We start from the raw sequence: 2806 nt of genomic DNA, 5'->3' as shown, positions 1-2806 counted from the left end.
GGCGTTCCTGTTCGTCAACGCGGCCGAGCTGCTGCGGCACACTGGCTACGACGGCTGGGACACGGCGGCCGTCACGCGCTGCGAGGAGTCCTTTCTGCGCGTCTGGTATCCGGCGGTGTCCGGCTACATGCTCTACGCCAACGGCAACTGGGACCTCACGGCGGTCCAGACCGTCCTGGCCATCGGGGTGTTCTGCGAGGAGCCGACGCTCTTCGAGGACGCGCTGCGGTACGCGGCGGCCGGCGCGGGCAACGGCAGCGTCCGGCACCGCGTCGTCACGGCAGCGGGCCAGGGCCAGGAGAGCGGCCGTGACCAGGGCCATGAGCAGCTCGCGGTCGGCCTGCTCGGCGACGCCGCCCAAGTGGCCTGGAACCAGGGCGTCGACCTGTGGGGCTTCGACGGCGACCGGATCCTGGCGAACGTCGAGTACGCCGCCCGCTACAACCTCGGCGACGACGTCCGCTTCTCCCCCGACCTGGACCGCACCGGCAAGTACCTCAAGACATCGGTGTCGGAGAAGGCGCGCGGCACCCTGCCACCGATCTACGAGAGGGCGTACGCGCACTACGCGGGCGTACGCGGCCTCGCCACCCCGCATACGAAGCGCGCGGTCTTCCGCGGTCCCGGCGGCGCCCGCGCCGTCGAGGGCGGCAACGACGACCTGCCGGGCTGGGGCACGCTCACCCACGCGGGGGCGAAGTCCACCCCCGCCGTGCCGACGGCGCCCGCCGGGCTCACCGCCACCGGCGGCCGCCACGCCGTCACCCTGGCGTGGCTGCCGTCCGCGTGGGCGACCGGCTACACGGTCCGGCGCGCCACCGGCCCCGACGGGCCGTACGAACCGATCGCCTCCGGGGTCGCCACACCGGCGTACACGGACCGGACCGTGCGGGCGGGGCGGACCTACTACTACACGGCCGGCGCTGCCAACTCCCGTGGCACGAGCGGCAGTTCCGGCTGGGTGGCGGCGACGGCCGGGCTGCCCGGGCCCTGGTCGACCCGGGACGTGGGCACACCGCGCCTTCCGGGCTCCGCCGCATTCGACGGCGAGCGCTTCGTCCTGGAGGCGGGTGGCACCGCGGACAGCTGCCGTCTGGTGCATCTGCCGCTGCGCGGCGACGGCACGGTCACCGCACGGATCGTGTGGCCGCTCAGCTCGCAGTACGCCACGATCGGCGTCACGGTTCGCGGCTCCCTCGACGCGGCCGCCCCGTACGCCTCGATGCTGGTCCAGGGGCTGCCGCTGCACACCTGGAGCGGGGTGTGGACCGTACGCCGCTCGGCCGGGGCTCCCGTCTCGGCCACCGGCAGCACGCCCGTGCCACCGTCCCAGCGGCAGGCCATCACCACCGCCGCGGCGTTCCCGCTCTCCGACCTCGGCACCCTGCCCGCGTCGGCCACGCCGCTGGAGGCCCCCTGTGTCGAGGGCGCGGGCGACGGCTACCGACTGCGGGCCCCGTACTGGGTGCGGGTGACCCGGCGCGGAGGCCGCTGCACCGGCGCCATCTCCCCGGACGGCGAGCGGTGGACCGAGGTGGGCTCGACCGAGGTCCGGCTCGGGCGCACCGCGTACGCGGGCCTCACCCTGTCCTCCTGTCTGGGCGTCGACGAGGCGTACGCCGAGACCGGCACCGGCGCCTTCGACAACGTCACCGTGGCCTCCCCGGCCGGGCCGCTGTGGACCGTACCCCGCCCGGTGCGCACCGCCACCGGGCTGCGGGCGCGGGCCGTGGCCGACGCCATCGAGCTGGCCTGGACCGATCCGGACCTTGCGGCCCGGTACACGGTGCTGCGGGCCGTACGCGCCCGGGGCCCGTACGAGACCGTCGCCACCGGCGTCGGCCCGGTCGGCTTCGGCACCCGCATCCGGTACGCGGACGCCACCGGGACCCCCGGGGTGACGTACCACTACGCGGTGGCGAAGACGAACCGCGGCGGGCGCGGACCGCTCTCACCGCCCGCGAGCGCGCGCATGCCGACCCCTGCGGTTCCCCAACTCACCTCGGCCGACACGGTGTTCACGAACCGCGGTGTCCCGTTCCGCCATCTCCTGAGCGCCACGCACGAACCGGTACGGTTCACCGCGAGCGGCCTGCCCGATGGCCTGCGCGTCGACGAACACACCGGGCTGGTCTCCGGACGGCCCTCGGCCAGCGGCACCTTCACGCTCACCACCGGCGCGGGCAACGCGTCCGGCACCGCCACCGGCACCCTCACCGTCGACATCGGCACGCCGCCGCCCGCGCCCTGGTCGTACGGCGACCTCGGCGATCCGGTCCTCGACGAGCGCGCCTTCGGCACGTACGGCGTGGTGGCCGTCCGCACCCCCGGGAGCACCGCGTACGACGCGGGGACGTTCACCGTGCGCGGCGCCGGGACCGATCTCACCGTCAACGGGCAGGGAATGACGGGACAGTTCGCGCACCGGTACGTCAGTGGCGACTGCGAATTCACCGCCCGGCTCGTCTCGCGGATCGGTGCCACAGCCGTCGACCGGGTCGGGCTGCTGATGGCCAAGTCCCTGTCGCCGTTCGACCAGGCGGCCGGGGCGATCGTCACCGGCGGGACCACCGCGCAGCTCATGCTGCGCCCGGTGGTGGCGGGCCCGTCCGCCTTCACCGGAGACGGCCGCGTCACTCTGCCCTGTCTGCTGCGGCTGAAGCGCACCGGGACCGCCTTCGCCGCGGCCGCCTCCACCGACGACGGCGCCACCTGGGTTCCCCTCGCCGAGGGCACCGTCCCCGGCTTCGGTGACGCCCCGTACCACGTGGGCCTCGTGGTCTGCTCCCGTGACCCGCTGGCCCCC

General features: G+C 74.9%; 1 protein-coding gene. It reads left to right on the top strand.

What is annotated here, in order from left to right; all coding sequences use genetic code 11:
- A partial coding sequence (locus SSOG_RS40660; protein WP_009720147.1) for an alginate lyase family protein occupies window positions 1–2806 on the top strand: 2806 nt, incomplete at both ends.

Origin of the sequence: Streptomyces himastatinicus ATCC 53653, assembly GCF_000158915.1 — a bacterium.
Classification (GTDB): domain Bacteria; phylum Actinomycetota; class Actinomycetes; order Streptomycetales; family Streptomycetaceae; genus Streptomyces; species Streptomyces himastatinicus.
The sequence above is the reverse complement of the archived record's forward strand: the minus strand, read 5'-3'. Positions and strand labels throughout refer to the sequence as shown.